The organism is Chitinophagaceae bacterium C216 (genome assembly GCA_028485475.2).
GTDB lineage: Bacteria > Bacteroidota > Bacteroidia > Chitinophagales > Chitinophagaceae > Niabella > Niabella composti.
Genome location: CP144143.1, coordinates 156,808 through 173,161, shown reverse-complemented (window position 1 = coordinate 173,161; position 16,354 = coordinate 156,808). Strand labels below are relative to the sequence as shown.

General features: G+C 40.6%; 17 protein-coding genes. 7 read left to right on the top strand and 10 right to left on the bottom strand.

The genetic code is table 11. From position 1 onward, the window contains the following. Positions 1 to 36 precede the first annotated feature (36 nt). A complete protein-coding gene (gene ispG / locus PIECOFPK_RS00700; RefSeq protein ID WP_409966273.1) occupies positions 37 to 2,067 on the bottom strand; it encodes a (E)-4-hydroxy-3-methylbut-2-enyl-diphosphate synthase in 2,031 nt (676 codons plus the stop codon). Positions 2,068 to 2,174: 107 nt separating this feature from the next. On the opposite strand from ispG, the gene PIECOFPK_RS00695 reads away from it, so the two are divergent. The 6 genes from PIECOFPK_RS00695 (at position 2,175) to PIECOFPK_RS00670 (ending at position 5,375) form a co-directional block, all read left to right on the top strand. Then, positions 2,175 to 2,747, top strand: coding sequence for a Crp/Fnr family transcriptional regulator (locus tag PIECOFPK_RS00695; RefSeq protein WP_330975036.1), 573 nt, complete (start codon positions 2,175 to 2,177; stop codon positions 2,745 to 2,747). 154 nt (positions 2,748 to 2,901) lie between these two features. Beyond that, positions 2,902 to 3,291: a VOC family protein gene (locus PIECOFPK_RS00690; protein WP_330975035.1), complete on the top strand. Its 390-nt coding sequence runs from the start codon at positions 2,902 to 2,904 to the stop codon at positions 3,289 to 3,291. Positions 3,292 to 3,298: 7 nt separating this feature from the next. Beyond that, complete coding sequence (locus PIECOFPK_RS00685) at positions 3,299 to 3,724, top strand: SRPBCC domain-containing protein (RefSeq protein WP_409966272.1); 426 nt, start codon at positions 3,299 to 3,301, stop codon at positions 3,722 to 3,724. Positions 3,725 to 3,754: 30 nt separating this feature from the next. Then, positions 3,755 to 4,126 (top strand): MauE/DoxX family redox-associated membrane protein, encoded by a 372-nt coding sequence (locus PIECOFPK_RS00680; RefSeq protein ID WP_330975033.1) that lies wholly within the window; start codon positions 3,755 to 3,757, stop codon positions 4,124 to 4,126. 30 nt (positions 4,127 to 4,156) lie between these two features. Then, on the top strand, positions 4,157 to 4,585 hold the full coding sequence (locus PIECOFPK_RS00675) for a VOC family protein (RefSeq protein WP_409966271.1): 429 nt from the start codon (positions 4,157 to 4,159) through the stop codon (positions 4,583 to 4,585). A 217-nt stretch (positions 4,586 to 4,802) separates the two neighbouring features. Continuing rightward, positions 4,803 to 5,375: a dihydrofolate reductase family protein gene (locus tag PIECOFPK_RS00670; RefSeq protein ID WP_409966270.1), complete on the top strand. Its 573-nt coding sequence runs from the start codon at positions 4,803 to 4,805 to the stop codon at positions 5,373 to 5,375. Between the two features lie 617 nt (positions 5,376 to 5,992). On the opposite strand, the gene mnhG is transcribed toward PIECOFPK_RS00670, so the two are convergent. The 9 genes from mnhG to PIECOFPK_RS00625 all read right to left on the bottom strand — a co-directional run bounded on the left by mnhG (position 5,993) and on the right by PIECOFPK_RS00625 (position 14,689). Beyond that, positions 5,993 to 6,421 (bottom strand): monovalent cation/H(+) antiporter subunit G, encoded by a 429-nt coding sequence (gene mnhG / locus PIECOFPK_RS00665; protein ID WP_330975030.1) that lies wholly within the window; start codon positions 6,419 to 6,421, stop codon positions 5,993 to 5,995. Continuing rightward, the gene (locus PIECOFPK_RS00660; RefSeq protein ID WP_330975029.1) at positions 6,414 to 6,686 is read right to left on the bottom strand and encodes a monovalent cation/H+ antiporter complex subunit F; all 273 of its coding nucleotides are present in this window, start codon (positions 6,684 to 6,686) and stop codon (positions 6,414 to 6,416) included. The genes mnhG and PIECOFPK_RS00660 overlap by 8 nt, the downstream gene beginning before the upstream one ends. Next, entirely contained in the window at positions 6,683 to 7,162 is a 480-nt protein-coding gene (locus tag PIECOFPK_RS00655; protein ID WP_330975028.1) for a Na+/H+ antiporter subunit E, read from the bottom strand. Before PIECOFPK_RS00655 ends, PIECOFPK_RS00660 begins: the two co-directional genes overlap by 4 nt. Before the next feature lie 11 nt (positions 7,163 to 7,173). Beyond that, the gene (locus PIECOFPK_RS00650; protein ID WP_330975027.1) at positions 7,174 to 8,676 is read right to left on the bottom strand and encodes a proton-conducting transporter membrane subunit; all 1,503 of its coding nucleotides are present in this window, start codon (positions 8,674 to 8,676) and stop codon (positions 7,174 to 7,176) included. After that, on the bottom strand, positions 8,673 to 9,026 hold the full coding sequence (locus PIECOFPK_RS00645; protein ID WP_330975026.1) for a Na+/H+ antiporter subunit C: 354 nt from the start codon (positions 9,024 to 9,026) through the stop codon (positions 8,673 to 8,675). The genes PIECOFPK_RS00650 and PIECOFPK_RS00645 overlap by 4 nt, the downstream gene beginning before the upstream one ends. A gap of 2 nt (positions 9,027 to 9,028) precedes the next feature. After that, positions 9,029 to 9,442 carry a Na+/H+ antiporter subunit B gene (locus tag PIECOFPK_RS00640; RefSeq protein ID WP_330975025.1) on the bottom strand — a complete coding sequence of 138 codons (414 nt, stop codon included), beginning with the start codon at positions 9,440 to 9,442 and terminating at the stop codon, positions 9,029 to 9,031. Positions 9,443 to 9,444: 2 nt separating this feature from the next. Then, entirely contained in the window at positions 9,445 to 11,751 is a 2,307-nt protein-coding gene (locus PIECOFPK_RS00635) for a putative monovalent cation/H+ antiporter subunit A (RefSeq protein ID WP_409966269.1), read from the bottom strand. Between the two features lie 88 nt (positions 11,752 to 11,839). Continuing rightward, a complete protein-coding gene (locus PIECOFPK_RS00630; RefSeq protein WP_409966268.1) occupies positions 11,840 to 13,753 on the bottom strand; it encodes an ATP-dependent DNA helicase RecQ in 1,914 nt (637 codons plus the stop codon). Positions 13,754 to 13,837: 84 nt separating this feature from the next. After that, a complete protein-coding gene (locus PIECOFPK_RS00625) occupies positions 13,838 to 14,689 on the bottom strand; it encodes an AraC family transcriptional regulator (RefSeq protein WP_330975022.1) in 852 nt (283 codons plus the stop codon). 140 nt (positions 14,690 to 14,829) lie between these two features. Between PIECOFPK_RS00625 and PIECOFPK_RS00620 the strand changes: the two genes are divergently transcribed. Next, positions 14,830 to 16,347 (top strand): trehalase family glycosidase, encoded by a 1,518-nt coding sequence (locus tag PIECOFPK_RS00620; protein WP_330975021.1) that lies wholly within the window; start codon positions 14,830 to 14,832, stop codon positions 16,345 to 16,347. Positions 16,348 to 16,354 lie beyond the last annotated feature (7 nt).

Below are 16,354 nucleotides of genomic sequence, written 5' to 3'. Positions count from 1 at the left end.
CAAGTTAAGCATCTGTTCTACATAACCGATGTTCTGCTATGGGTCAACCCACACATTATTTTCCTTGAGCAGGTTAATGAGTTCTTCCACTGCTATTTCGCTGTTGACGTTTCGTTTTACAACTTCTTTCCCTTTGTATAAAGTGATTTTTCCTGGCCCGCTTCCTACATATCCAAAATCTGCATCAGCCATTTCTCCAGGACCATTTACGATACAACCCATAATGGCAATCTTCACTCCTTTCAGGTGATGGGTTACGGAACGTATTTTGGTTGTGGTTTCTTGCAGGTCAAATAAAGTGCGACCACAAGAGGGGCAGGAAATGTATTCTGTCTTCGAAATACGCATGCGCGCAGCCTGCAATATGCTGAAGGCGGTATTGTTCAAGAAAGCCTCTGCACGGGCATTTTCTAATGCTGGTGTACTATAACGGCGTCCACTTAATTCAGTATGGGCAAAACCTTCGTAGGCTTCACGACTCATACGAAGGAAGATACCCTCACCAAACCCGTCTAGAAACAGAGCTCCCGTTTCGGTAGCGTAGTGAATGAGGTGTTCGTCTGCCGTGTGCCAGTTGCTTTCGGTAACGAAAATAATCGGAGCTTTAATTTTTTTATGAGCCAGCTTTATACAAAATGCACGTAAGGTTTGAACAGCATTTTGTTGGGTACTACTTAGGCATAACACTACATTAGGTTTGGAAACGATGGCATCAATGTGCGATGCATCTTCCGGACATTGAATTTGTACAAAATGAATATCGCTATTCGGAATAGCGGCGTTTATGAATTCGGTAGCCGTATATATTGGGAAAAATTTCTTTTCACCACTATCGACAGTGTGTGTTTGTAACGTTTTCCATCTTTCGTACGGCAGTATCACCTTTAGCGTTCCGGGCAATGCAAAGTCGATATCGCCTTCGCCGATATAGATATAATCCGCTGCTGCATCGGCAATATTCCACTTATCGTCGGCTTCGTTATAAGCGTAGCCAATACTTTGCAATGTAGCCGGAGTGATTTTTTTCATCTTACTCATGTCTGCAATCACTACCGGAACTTGGCCGCCTCCAATATTGTTTACAGCAACCGTTTCGTGCCGCATTAACTGAAAAGGACTATATGTATGTATAGGCAGTGATTGATGAGAAGATGACGTGGTGTTATATTCTGGTTGTGTAGTAGCAAGAGTGTAACGTTTTACAATATCTCGGCATACAGGAATTTCTAATTCCGGGTCCTCGGTCAGCGAAACGCGAATGGTATCGCCAATGCCGTCTTCCATGAGGGTGCCGATACCTACAGCAGACTTAATGCGGCCTTCCTCGCCGTCACCAGCCTCGGTAACGCCCAAGTGTAGCGGATAAATTTCGCCAAACTCTTCATACATCTGTTTAATCAGTAAGCGATAGGCCTGTACCATCACCTGCGGATTGCTGGCTTTCATGCTCAGTACAATCTGGTGATAATTCTCATCACGTGCGATACGTAAAAACTCCATCGCACTTTCTACCATGCCTATGGGGGTGTCGCCATACCGACTCATGATGCGGTCGCTAAGGCTACCATGATTCGTACCGATACGCATGGCGGTCCCATATTCTTTGCAGATTTTTACCAGTGGGGTAAATCTTTCGCGGATGCGCTCGATTTCTTCGGCATATTCCACGTCGGTATATTCGATTTTTTCAAATTTTTTCTTATCGGCATAATTACCTGGGTTCACACGAACCTTTTCCACAATACGCGCCGCAATTTCGGCAGCATTGGGGGTAAAATGTATATCTGCCACCAGTGGCGTAAAATATCCGCGTTTGTTTAGTTCTTTTTTGATATTAAGGAGATTTTCCGCTTCTTTTTTAGAAGGAGCCGTAATACGTACCAGTTCTGCACCTGCTTCTATGCAACGAATAGTTTGTTCTACTGTAGCAATGGTGTCCATCGTATCGGTGGTAGTCATCGTTTGTAACCGAATGGGATGAAAATTGCCCAGTAGTAAATCTCCAATTCTTACCTCTTTGGTTTTTAATCTTTTATATTGAGTAAGCGATTCCGCAAATAATTCCATGCTGCAAAGGTAAGCTGATAAGTTGAATGGTGGTTTTCAGAATGAAGAAAGGGGGGCATCAGATGAATTTGACTGAATTCAGTATTTTAGATGTTTAAATCCGCTATATGGAAGAGGTTTTTCAAAAAGTATATCGCCATCCACTGCTTACTGAGGCTGATTTGAAAACACTTGCAGATGCACACGAGCCTGTAGAGGTGCCCAAAGGCACCGTTCTTTTGAGGGAAGGAAAAATTGCTAACGAGTATTACATCTTGCAAAGTGGCATCGCACGTGCCTATGTATACGATTATAATGGGAACGAAATTACCACAGAGTTTTTTTCGGAGAATGAAGTGGTGATTTCTACATCCTCGCTATTTCAGCGTATACCATCACAAGAGAATATTCAAGCTGTAACGGACTGCATTTTATGGAAGTTGAACTTTGAAGTTTTTCAGCCACTGTTTCACAGCATGCCCGGATTTAGAGAGTGGGGACGGTTATGGTTTACCACTCAGCTGTTTTTTATTAAACAACGCTCTCTGGATATGATACGCGAAACCGCAACTGCACGCTACCTAAAATTACTTCAGGAGAAGCCGGAGATTATTCAGTATGTACCTCTCAAACAAATTGCTTCTTACTTAGGTGTTACTGATACCTCTCTCAGTAGGATTCGAAAAGAGATCTCGGCATAATTCCCTATGCTAATGAGCTGCTGAAGACTTACCAGTTACAATAATATTTTATCCAAAACCTGCATGTTTTCTTATCATATGACAAGTGAATTCTTGCCATATGATAAGTGATGTGTTACTCACGTCGTACTACTTTTGAGTAAAAGTCAATGTCATGGCGAATTTAAAATTCAATCCTGTCGTATGGTTTGAAATTTATGTTGAAGACATAGACCGGGCGACGAGGTTTTATGAAAACGTCTTGAGCATTAGGCTGGAAGATGCCTCTGACCCTACTAACGAGGAAACTCAAATGCGATTTTTCCCGGGGAATATGGAATGGCATGGAACGGGTGGAGCCTTGGTTAAAATGAAAGGCGTAAAAGCAGGTGGGGGAAATGTATTGGTTTATTTCGCGTGTGAAGACTGTGGTGTGGAGGAAGGTAGAGTAGAAGCGGCTGGTGGTAAAATCATCCAACCTAAAACCTCAATAGGAGAACATGGATTTTGCGCCATAGTGCAGGATACGGAAGGTAATGTTTTTGGACTGCACTCCATGAAATAAGCGTTTTATGGAAGTAAAAAGCATTGTTGCGGTAACATTAATTGAACGTCCTGTGAACGTAGTGTGGGAATACTTTATCAATCCATCCGATATCCAAAAATGGTTGATAAATGCGCAGGGTTACTGCTGTATAGATGCTGTCAATGATGTGCGGGAAAATGGAGTGTATCATTTTCAAATGCAACATCCGCAAACCCAAGCGTTGTTTGAAATAAAAGGAACGTATGTCCAGGTAATTCCGCAGCAAATTTTAGTAGCTACTACGGAGCAGGGAAAGAAGATTACTACAGAGTTTCAGCAAATAGATGAGAATACAATTGTGAGAGAGACTTCTGCACTCCAGGATGGGGCATCACATTCAGTGTTAAAAGAGGTGCGCGAATACATACTGAATAGCTTTAAAAAATATGTCGAATCGCAGCCAATTGTTTAAATCGGAACTAATATTATAAAATCCCTTTTTATGAAAATCGTTAAAAATATCTTATGTGTACTATTTGCTCTGATGTTCATTAATGCGGGGCTGGATAAGTTTTTTCATTATATGCCTGTACCACCGGCGGATGAAGCTACTACTAAATTATATGAAGCAATTGGCACCATCAGTTGGTTAATGCCACTGGTAGGAACGGTTGAAGTAGTGGGAGGTTTGTTGTTCCTCTTCCCCAAAACACGTGCACTGGCCGCATTGATAATTCTTCCTGTGATGGTAGGTATTCTGGTACATACCGCTACTTTCTTTCCCTCAGGACTTTTGATTGTCATCTTAATGTTTGTTGTTCTTTTATGGGTAATTGCAAGTAACTGGAATAGATACAAAATTTTGATAAACTAATTTTTTTATAAAATTCAAAAACCTACAAGTATGCCGAAGCTAAATCCCTATCTGAATTTTGACGGTAAAGCCGAAGAGGCTTTTAACTTTTATAAGTCTGTTTTTGGAGGAGAATTTCTAGGACCTGTTACACGTATGAGTGAGCTCCCAGGGGCCGAAAATCTTCCTGAAAATGAAAAAAACCGAATTGTACATATAGCTCTGCCTATCGGTAATGACATACTGATGGCTTCTGATATACTTCCTTCTGCAGGACATAAGTTAATTGAAGGCAATAATAATTATATCTCTATTTTCCCTGATTCCAGAGAAGAGGCCGATCGTTTATTCAATGCGCTTTCTGAGGGAGGTGTTGTAGAAATGCCTATGGCAGATCAATTTTGGGGAGCCTATTACGGCAGCTTCACTGATAAGTTCGGTGTAAGATGGATGATTAACTATTCAACCAATCCCCAGTAATTAAAAGTACATATCTTTTATACAGCACAGCCGAGGAAGCCTTTAAGAAAATAAGGTGGTGCTGACTCATAAATGATCTATAATGAACGCACTGATGATGCTAATAGGGAATAAATTATCAGTGCGTTCGTATGGATCGGATGATTAAGCCAAAGATTTGCTACAACCCATCAATTAATAGAGCAACAGATATGACGATGAATCAATCCCTAACAATATGAGGAAGATAATTTCTTTCATGCACATAACATTGGACGGATTTGTTGCAGGACCGCAGGGAGAACTTCAGTGGGCTCAAGTGGATGAGGAGCTTTTTGATTATATAGGTAAGCGCATCCAAACTGGCGATACAGCCCTTTATGGACGCAAAACTTATCAAATGATGGAAGACTATTGGCCTACAGCTGGGGAAAAACCCAATGCTACTAAGCATGAGGTAGAACATTCTACCTGGTATAAGAATGTGCATAAAGTGGTATTGTCAAAATCATTGCAGGGAGCCAATTTGAAAAATACGACTATCATTAGCGATAACTTAGCTGATGAATTAGCCAAAGTGAAACAACAAGCAGGATCAGATATCTTATTGTTTGGGAGCCCAACAGCTACACATTGTTTAATAGAACAAAATTTAATTGACGGTTTTTGGCTCTTCTTAAACCCTATTATTTTGGGACAAGGCATCCCTTTATTTAAAAATATTGAGAATAAAATAAATCTGCAACTGTTACCTACTACTAGACAGTTTAGTAACGGTGTGACAGAATTGAATTACGAAGTAGTGCGATAAATTATAATTGTAAGAACTAAGACCTGTGAGGAAGAATTGCTAACTGCCCCTATAATGATGTTGAATCGTTTTCTGCCCACTGGTGTGCATTTGGTAAAATCTTAGAATAGAGTCAGCATTTAGTTGCATCTTTTCTTTATATCATTGGACATTGTTAAAGATGGCTGCTTGATGATATCGACTTCTTGAACCAGATTTTAGTAAGATTTGGCAGTAGTTATAAACATTGTGAATCGTTGGTTGTAGTAATTATTAGAGTAAAATAAATGGTATAAGCTAGTTGAGAGAGTAATACAGTGTATATGGCGAAAATATCAACATCTCAATTCAAAAGCCCAAAGAGTTGGAGGATGATGATGCTTCCCATCTCGATAACTTTCCGGAATGAGTAGGCTTTATCAAATTGGTAGCAGCTTCTACCGAGCAAAGAATTTGAATGCAATTCTTCTTAGAAACCTGTTACCGATAGTATTATTGGGGAGATTTTCTTGACAGTTTTCTTATGGCTAGTAATAACCGTTTCATTCTCGAAAATATTGCATTTAGGATGCAATAACAAGAACACAGCAACGGCAGCCTTCGGGCTGCCATTTTTTGTAAATGATATTTACCTATTATTATTTTGTCTCTTCTTCAGTATCGGCAATTTGGTCATTGTATGGGGAGGTAGATTTATCAATAGCATCTTTTGGGTCACTAAGTAGTTCGTGAGTTTCTTTATTATACATGCCATCTAACTCATCTACTACAGTGCCTTTCCATAAAGGGGTACCTGTGAAATAGGCGGTTCTGCCAATCATATGTGCTGCTATGGGTGCCGTAATGATTAAGAAGAACAGGATGGCAATCGATTTTGTAGTAACCGAAGCGTCTCCAGGGAACATGATGGCTGCACATATTAGAAACAAACCTACTCCCAAACTGGATGCTTTTACCGTAACGGACAACCGTAAATAAAAATCGGGCATTCTTAAGATACCTATCGAGGCAAATAATATCGCTAAAGCGCCCACAGTACTGAGTATGGCTAAAATAACGTTAATCATCTTTTTGTTTTTCTATATAGTAAGAAAATGCAATAGTTCCTAAAAATGCAATAAGCGCCAAGATGATGGCCACATCCAATAGAATCTTCTGATTCTCTCTGATGCTGTAAACCGTAATAATACCAATACCTATGGTAATAATAAGGTCCAATGCTATTACGCGGTCTACTATCGCTGGCCCTTTTATTAGGCGCAAGAATACCAATATGACGGAAATCGTCAGTATCGGCATTATTACAAAGTCAAAATAATTGGCTAGTGTCATCTTAATATCTCTAATAAACGTTTTTCAATACCAGTTTTCACCGAATGAACAAATTGCTCAGGGCTTTTGATATACATTACATGAATGTACAAGGCTTTTTTATCTTCACTTACATCAAGGATCAATGTGCCGGGTGTAAGCGAAATGAATGTAGATAGTACATTGATTTCAAAATCGGACATGTCATCGCTGAGCGGATAACGTACCACGCCAGGAGTAAAAAAATATTTTGGGGTAATAACATCATACGCCACCTGAACGTTTGCCTTCAGCAACAGATACAAGAAATAAAAGAAAAAGCTAAATATTTTCGGAAGACGATAAAAATACCGCCGGTCTTCTTCGTGCCGGTTCATGATCCATAGTACGAAGAAGCCCAGTATAAATCCTATTGCAAAGCCCGAATAGGACAGAGCTCCTGTGAGCGCTACCCAAATAAAGGAAAGCAATAAGTTCATCAAAAAGTTCCTTATCATGGACTTCTTTTTTATTTTCTAAATACAGCTTTAACGTAGGAATCGGTATTCACCAACTCTTCTGCAATTCTATCTGCGACTTGAGCTATTACTTCAGCATTTAAGCCGATATACAGTGTTACACATGCTAGTATACCCACCGGTAGAATCAACAATAGTTTTCTGAGAAACGATGAAGATTCGAATTTATTATCTATTTCCGACTCGGCCGGTACATCTTTCCAGAACACTTCGGCCCATAATCTTATAATGACATATAATGTAACGAGGCTGCCTGCGATTAATGCAACAATATAGAAGAATTGATGTTCGGCAAAAGCCTCTTTGAATAAATATAATTTCGGCCAGAAACCAGATAACGGTGGAACACCCACTAGGGAAAACAATACTAGCGCTATCAATAATGATATTTTGGGATATTCTTTATAAAGGCCACCCAATCTTTCCATCGTCATTACTCCCCGCAGCTGCATAATCACCCCGGCAATAAGGAAGAGATTGGTTTTTACCATAATGTCATGTATGAGATAAAACACGGTTCCCATCAGGGCTATCTTTGTAAACATCGATATGCCCCCAATCATAAAACCGATATGACACACGATAAGATAAGAAAACAGTCTGCGTAGATTAGTTTTGATAAGAGCGCCGAATGCACCGGTAACGATGGTGAGCACGGCAATTACCATTAGCAGTTTTTGCGTAAAACTATCCGGAATAAAAATGAGACTATGCACGCGTAGCATGGCATAAATACCCACTTTGGTAAGTAATCCTCCAAAAGTAGCTGCTACGGCCGACGGCGGAGTATGATAAGAAGAAGGTAGCCAGAAATAAAGTGGAAATACAGCCGATTTAATCCCAAATCCCAGAATGAAAAAGATGGAAGTAATACCCGCCAGTGAAGGATTTTGAATGTTACTCATTTTAGTAGCCAGGTCGGCCATATTTAATGACCCCGTCATTCCGTACAAAATACCGATGCCGGCAAGGAAAAACATGGAGGCCAGAATATTCATCGACATATATTTCAAAGCCCCCTCCAGCTGTGTTTTACGCCCCCCTAGTGTCATTAGTACAAATGAGGAAATAATAATTACCTCAAACCATACATAAAGGTTAAAGATATCACCCGTCAAGAAGGCGCCGTTTAATCCCATAAGAAGGAAATGGAAAATGGGAAAATATCCGTACAACATTCGCTGACGGCTAAGACCTGTTGCAGAAAATAGCGACACGGCAAATCCTGCAATAGATGTAAGCAGTACCATGGTGCAGGCCAATAAATCGGCTACAAATACAATTCCAAAAGGGGCTTCCCAATTGGAGGCATTTACAGTAATGGTACCATTTTTATAAACATAAGAGAAGAGGGATATCGCAGCAATTAAAGCAGCTAAAGTTCCGGTTGCAGATAGTATTCTTTGAGTAATAGTTTTTCTCCAAGCAGTGAGCTGAAGAACTGCTATTACCAGATGAATAAATATAGGAGCCAATAACAAGTTTCCAATCATATATCTTCTTCAGGTGTATTTAAATTATCTAGGTCATCCGTTTCTAAAAGGGCATATACTCTTTTTAGCAATACAATTGCAAAAGCAGTCAAACCGAAGCTGATTACAATAGCTGTAAGAATCAACGCCTGAGGCACAGGGTCTGCATAGGATTTGTCCAGCACTTCACTCATCGAATCGATGATGGGAGGTTTTGCTTTTACAATGCCACCCACAATAAAGATGAGAATATTGGTGGCTGTGCCCAGAAGCATAATGCCCAATAAAAGTTTTACCATACTTCTTCTCAGGATAAAGTATACGCCTCCTGCGTACAACAGCCCCATTACTAATATTAATAATAACTCCATAATTAATCGTCGGTTAAGGAAATGGTGAATAATATGGTGAGTACCACACCGATTACAACCAGATACACCCCTAAGTCGAAAAATAGTGCAGTTCCCAATGAGCCCACAATGGGATATTTCCCATCTAACCACATACCTGTCATTGGTGGAAGCCCAAACAACATGGGAAGAATTACACTGGCGCCAGAAATGCCCAATCCTATGGGAAGCAGCGATAAAGGTTTTCTTCCCAGCAGTTTCATGGTAGCATCGGTGCCATTAGCAAAACTATGCAGCACGAAGGCGATGGAAGCTACCAGTCCTCCCACGAATCCTCCTCCGGGATAATAATGTCCACGTAGAAGTAAGAAAACAGAGAACAACAATAAGATAGGCAACAGATAACGCGTTGCTGTAAGTAATATGTTACTTCTCATACTTATTCTTTTTCCGATGGTTTTAATCTTAATCTTAAGAGATTATATACTCCAATTGCCGCAATACTCAAAACTACTGTTTCAAAAAGGGTATCAATACCTCTGAAGTCTACCAGAATTACGTTTACTACGTTTTTACCTTTACCTGCAGTATAGGCATTGGTACCATAAAAATCACTGATAGCAGTAACAATAGGCTCGTGATGCGCCTGAAGAGCAATGAGACAGAGAATAAGTCCAAATCCCAGAGCGATAGCCATATCGCGATAACGCTCTTTCTTGGTGCCCAGATTGAGAAACGGGGGCAGCTTATACAGCACCAATACAAACAGTACCGTAGTGAGTGTGTCGATGGTGAACTGTGTCATGGCTAGGTCTGGAGCACTATAAAACACAAACATCAAACAGATACAATATCCAATAACACTCATGCATACTACCGCCGTTAGTCGGGAGCGTGTAACAAGCATCATCGCTAATGCACCAATCAAAATACCAATAATGACTACTTCATAAATGGTAAGCATGGTGAGGGAGTAGAAGTCGATTTCAACCGGTCCGCTCAGCCATAGTTTATAAGCTAACAAGGCTTCTGCAAAAAGAATGATCCTAATATGGTAAGAGCGCAGATACCCATTATGAAATTTTGTAGTATACCATTCTGAAAAGCGGAACAATGCTCCCACACATCTATCCATCAGCGATGCCGGACTCAGAGGTTTAAATTTGTTGATGAAAGATGTACCACCACCGGGTTTATTAATAAGATAGACAAGTGTACCCAGCACGATCGTGACCGCACTAAGCGCTAATATAAGATTAAAGCCGTGCCATATTTTTAAATGTGTGGAAACACTCACCCCGGCAATGGCGTTAGCAGCCTGTGCTGAAAAAAGATGACCGGCTGTCCCCGGAATAATACCCAAGATCACACTAAGAACGCCCAGTATCAGCGGAGCTATCCACATTGATATAGGAGGAAGATGTATTTTTTCAAATTGATTGGGTAGGTATCCTGCAAATGGTTTGATACCAGCCATGAACCCCGCCGCTACCAGACATATATTTGTGGCTACAGCTAGTACAGTTGTGATGATTGCTACACCTGGGCCTGAGTGCAAGGTGGCTTCGTAAATAAGATCTTTCCCTATAAAGCCAATTGTAAGCGGAATACCGGCACTGGAACATGCTGCCAGTATGCCTGCAATAGCTACGGGCAATAACACTTTGCGCAATCCTGATAACTGGCTAATATCGCGTGTATGGGTTTCATGATCGATAATGCCGGTTACTAAAAATAGCGTTGCTTTATATAAAGCGTGTACCAAAATGAACACACTGGCTGCAATGATGGCCTGCTGGGTGCCGTTTCCTATCAGGAAGGTGAGTATACCTAAAGCCGAAATAGTAGAATATGCAAGAATACTTTTTAGGTCGGTACGTAATAATGAATGAAACGCTGCGTACAGCATGGTGATACCCCCTACAATCATTAATGTATTGCTCCACAAATCCGTATTGCCCAGTATAGGATTGAATCGGGCTAGCAGATAAATACCTGCCTTCACCATAGTGGCTGAGTGTAGATATGCTGAAACAGGTGTAGGTGCTTTCATGGCATCCGGGAGCCAAAAATGAAAGGGGAATTGTGCCGACTTAGTAAAGGCGCCCATCAGGATGAGTCCTAATGCAAGGGGATAGGACGAATGGTGAACAATGATATCGCGCGATTGCACCAGTTCAGAAATAGAATAAGTGCCTGCGATATTGCCTAACAGTAATAACCCTGCCAATAGAAAGAAACCTCCTAGCCCGGTAATACTTAATGCGGTGAGGGCGCTTTTGCGGGAAGAAACCTGATCGTTGTTAAATCCAATCAGAAAAAACGAACTAATGCTGGTGAGCTCCCAGAATATGAACAGTAACAGCGCATTGTCTGCAAGTACCAATCCCAACATGGCTGACATGAACAGGAACAAGTAGCCAAAGAACCGATCAAAGTAGACATGCCCTTTAAGATAGGTTCTAGCGTAGAAAAAAATACCCGTACCAATGCCCGTGACTAAAAGTGCAAATAAATAGGAAAGCCCATCCAGTCTGAAATCCAAATCAACCCCGAGAGAAGGTACCCAGCTTACGGATTGGTACAATGTATTACCTCCTGATATGCCGGGCAGAAATTGTAGATAATATATAAATAGTGCAAGGGGAATAAATGGTAGTAAAATACTCCATCTTCCTTTCAGTAATCTACCTAAAGGAACTAATAGTATAGATGTAATAAATCCGGTCAGAATACTGTATAGCATGGAAATAGCCGTTTGTTCGCGATTGCGCTAAATGTAATGAAAAGGAGTGATTTTTTGTAATAAACCCGAATGTTTTTTACAAAAAAATCTATTTCACCAAAGAAATACTCCCGTCGCTCGTTAAATGAATTTTGCCTTCATCCACCAGAAAATCAATGACGGTCCAAATGTGTTCTTTGTTATAATCCCGAAGGGTTTCAAATAGTTCGTCAACTATTACGGGCCGGGTATATGTGCTCAGTAAGACAGTAATCTTTTCAAATAGATCCTGTGAAACTAAAGTTTTTCTCTTTCTAAGACAGTTGTCACATATACCGCATTCGCTGATTTTGTGATCACCAAAGTAATTGCCGATAATTTTACTACGGCAATTGACCGTTTCGTGGATGTATTCGAGAATTTTATGAATTCTCTCTGTAAAGAGAGTTTTTCTTTCTTTATGTTTTTCCAGATTAATCTCCAGTAGAGAAGTTTTAATGCGTGTACGTGTTAGCGTCACCTGAGGGTCTTCCTTTTGAGGTTCGTACACAATAATTCTGTCGCGGTGGAGCCGTAGCAGTTGCTCCTTTACTGTGGTTGTATCGCAACGTAACAAATAGGCCAGATAATTTTCGGATATAGGCACAGGATAATCGTAGATACCTTCATAGGTGCGTAATAATGTTTTAATAAGTGGTTCGAACTCAGGATGGTTGTTTTCATAATGGTACAAATCATCTTTGTAACTACTGAAGCACACTGTAGCAGCACTAAATACCTGTTCATTAAAACTCAGCCATCCATCCTGCTCCAAGGCTTTTAATCCGTAAATAGTGGTTTGCACGTCGAGTCCGAATTTTTTTACAAAATCTTTTAAGATGAAATCATAGCTTTCACCCGGGGCTTCTCCCTCAGGTAACTGAAGATAATTAACGACACTACTATATACGGTTCGGATAGTTTCCGGAGAAGGATATCTAATTTCGGGAAGTTGTTTCAGATCTTCCAGTTCATTATCGTTATAGAGTAATACTGCATAAGCACGTTGCCCGTCACGTCCCGCACGTCCGGCTTCTTGATAATAGTTTTCTAAGCAGTCCGGTACATCGGCATGAATAACAACCCGTACATCGGGTTTATCAATACCCATACCAAATGCATTGGTACAAACTATGATGCGGATTTTGTTCTCAATCCACTGTTGTTGTTTTGTGTTTCTTTCCTCAGTACTCAGCCCGGCATGATAGAAATCAGCAGCAAACCCTTGTGCCTGCAGTAATTCGGCAATTTCTTTGGTGCGTTTACGGCTCTTGCAATAAATGATGGCTGCACCTTGTACGCGGTTCAGTATCGATACAATCTTATTTATTTTTGATTCGATCTTGAAAACACTATAGGAGAGGTTCGGCCTCTCAAATGATTGCTGGAAAATTTTAAATCGGTTATCTGAACCTAAAGAAAGTTTTTCACAAATATCTTGCTGCACCAATGGTGTGGCAGATGCTGTAAGTGCAATAACCGGTACATCGGGTAGTTCTTCTCGCAGTTGAGCGATGCGTAGGTAGGGAGGTCTAAAATCGTAGCCCCATTGTGAGATACAATGCGCTTCATCCACAGCAATAAAGTTTACATGCAGCGCTGGGAGATATTCCTTGAATAATACTGTTTCTAGGCGTTCGGGCGATACATATAGGAATTTACAATTGCTGCGTGCTGCTGTTTCTAAAACTTGGATGATATCCTTGCGCCGCATGCCCGAGTGTATGGCAAATGCAGTAATACTTTTTTTTCGCAGATGCTGTATCTGGTCGTTCATTAAAGCAATGAGTGGGGAGATAACTAGACACAGCCCGTCTTTGCAGAGAGCGGGAACCTGATAACAGATGGACTTTCCGCCACCGGTGGGCATAAGCGCTAGCACATCATGGCCTGCCAATGCAGCTTCAACAACTTCCTGCTGCATAGGCCTGAAACTGCTGAAGCCAAAATATTCTTTTAAGGTTTCCAGTGCTTGTATGCTCATAAATGGCTTTAACGCCGCTTCTAAAATAGTATTTTTCAATCAACCTACAGGTTAAATTTTTATATAGTAATTATATAGATCCCATCAGGTTACGGGTTCCATATTCTTTTTAAACTCCGATGGGGTTAGATTCATGATTTTCTTAAACAACTTATTGAAATAAGTGACATGATTGAAGCCGCATTCAAAGCACACCTCTGCAATGCTTTTATCCTGATGCAATAGTATACAGGCTCTTTGAATGCGGTACTGATTCACAAATTCGGAAAAAGTAATGTTGGTTGCTTTTTTGAAGAAATTACAAAACGATGGCACTGATAATCCCACCAATGCAGCCACCGTTTTAATATCGATTTCATTATGATAATGCTGTTCTACATAGGTGAATACTTTTTGCAGTCGACTTTTATGTTTGGTCAAAAGAGTGGGGGATACAATCGATGTGTTTAAAATATGATATTCATCGGAGGTGGATAAAATATGAAATACTTCCAGCATAGTAAGATAGCGCTGGAACGGCGGTTGGTCAACAATGGCCATCAGTTTTTCTCCTGCCTGTTGTTTGGTATTGCCGTAAAAGGAAAGCCCGTATTGGGATTTGGTCAGGAGCTGTTCCAATGGTCCCGATTCGGTAAGATGTAGGGGGAGCACTTCTTTATGTACCTGCACTACAATTTCCTCGTGAAAGCCGCTACTGTTAATACCGAATCCCGAATGGGGCAAATTGCTTCCAATGAGTACGAGATCTCCGTTGAGATAATTGCTTAAGTGATTTCCTACATGACGTGTCCCGTTTCCATATGGCACATATACAATTTCGTACTCCGGATGATAATGGTATTGCCAGATAAAATCCGTTTTCCGAACTCTCTTATGATGGATAATGCGAAAAGAGCTGCCAGGGTCAGCCCGAACTATTTCGTACTCAATTTTCATAATTATGTTAAAAATATTAAAAAAAGTGATTAATAAAGTATAAGTAATTATGAATAGAGTTCTATTTAGTAACCCTAGTGATCATGAAATTTGCGGGGAGAGTTGGATGTTGCTTACCATATTCTTAATCGGCTTGCTCTATGATTATTAACACTACCGATATTGGATTTTATAAAAGGGATCTGTTTAAGCGCGTACAGTTAGAGCACCTTTTTGAAGATCAGAAAACTTTTGCCGATGCTCTGCCATTGATGGATACCAAAATCATCGAGGCCCGGTATCGCGAAGAGGTGCAGAAGCCGGGTTTTGATCTTAAGGCTTTTATTTACGAGCACTTTGAAATTCCCCGATATCAACCTCGTACCATAGAAGTACAGATAAAGAAATCTATCCGTGAGCATATTATCGGTTTATGGGATGTGCTGACCCGCGTTAATACTGTTCCCAGAGGATCGCTGTTGGGATTGCCATATCCTTATGTGGCACCGGGTGGCCGTTTTGATGAAATGTATTACTGGGACAGTTATTTTACGATGTTGGGTCTTGCCGTGAGTAATCGTATAGACCTTGTAGAGTACATGGTCGAAAACTTCACCTATTTGATTAATACGGTAGGGTTTATTCCCAACGCTACAAGGAATTATTATTTAACCCGTTCCCAGATTCCTTTTTATGCAGCAATGATAAAACTGCTGCAAGGATTAAAAGGTGAGGAAGTTTTGGGTAAGTATCTGCCTGCTTTGGAAAAGGAGTATGCTTTCTGGATGCATGGTGCGGAACATTTAAATCCGAAAGATTATCATTACAAGCGTGTGGTGCGTATGGAAGATGGCACGATTTTAAATCGTTACTGGGATGATGAAGATGCGCCACGTCCTGAAGGCTATGCTTTTGATGTCAAGCTCGATACTCATAAAGAAGGATTCTATCGTCATATCAGAGCAGCCTGCGAATCGGGTTGGGATTTTTCGAGCCGTTGGTTTGAAGATGAAAAGGATGTTCGAACGATTTGCACAACCGATATTATTCCTGTGGATCTGAACTGTATGGTATTACTGCTTGAAAAGACACTTTTAGAAGCCTATGAGTATATAGCCGATACTGAAAAAGCAGATCGATTGCAAAATGTCGTCACCATGCGCATCGAAGCCATCAATAAGTTTATGTGGGATGATGAGCTAGGTGTGTATCGAGATTTCAACTTTAAGAAGAAAAAAAATACTAATGCTTTCACACTTGCGATGTTATTTCCACTCTTTGTAAGAATAAGTAAGCCAGATCGTGCAAAGAGAGTATTAAGTTTTGTAAGTGAAAAAATGTTAAACACCGGCGGTCTGCAAACTACGATGGTGAATAGCGATCAGCAGTGGGATGCTTCTAACGGTTGGGCTCCTTTGCAATGGATCGGTTATAAAAGTGCTTTAAACTATGATGATAAAAAGCTTGCCTATGCTATTAAAAAAAGTTGGATGGATACCCTGGAGGCAGGGTATGAGCGTACAGGAAAACTTATGGAAAAATATCCCGTCAGCGGACTTCCGGTAGTGTTAGATGCCGGAGGTGAATATCTGAATCAGGATGGTTTTGGATGGACCAATGGCGTGTATTTAGGTATGGCCGTTGCCGATATGGAAAACACTGTAATTACACATAACTGAGCACGAG